The sequence below is a fragment of the Stenotrophomonas sp. SrG genome, assembly GCF_050031795.1.
In the GTDB taxonomy this organism is placed as follows: domain Bacteria; phylum Pseudomonadota; class Gammaproteobacteria; order Xanthomonadales; family Xanthomonadaceae; genus Stenotrophomonas; species Stenotrophomonas rhizophila_A.
In genome coordinates, this window is the sequence record NZ_JBNBBE010000103.1 from 1 (window position 1) to 300 (window position 300).

A 300-nucleotide genomic window follows, 5' to 3' on the forward strand; every position below is an offset into this window, starting at 1 on the left:
TTGGAATCGGTGATGGTACTGGCTTTGAAGGACGGCTTGTCGGCGTTCTTGATCAGGCTGGCCAGGGGGGTCTGCAGGTTGGGCATGCCACTGGTCAGGGTGGCCAGCGCCGACAATTTGGCACTGGCGGCGGTACCGGCGGAATTGATCTGGTTGTCCTGCGGTTCGCGCTCCTTGGCGACCAGCTGGGCCACCAGGGTGGGAATATCGAGGCCGGTACCAATGGGGCCAATCGCCATGTCTGCAGTCCTGTCTTGAAATGTGGGCACGCAACCGCCTGCGCTTCCTGCAGGTGGTATC

The 300-nt window shown here is 61.7% G+C and carries 1 protein-coding gene; it reads right to left on the bottom strand.

From position 1 onward, the window contains the following. A partial coding sequence (locus tag ACQG3P_RS19145; protein ID WP_426805921.1) for a flagellar cap protein FliD N-terminal domain-containing protein occupies nucleotides 1-239 on the bottom strand: 239 nt, incomplete at its 3' end. Between the last annotated feature and the right edge of the window lie 61 nt (nucleotides 240-300).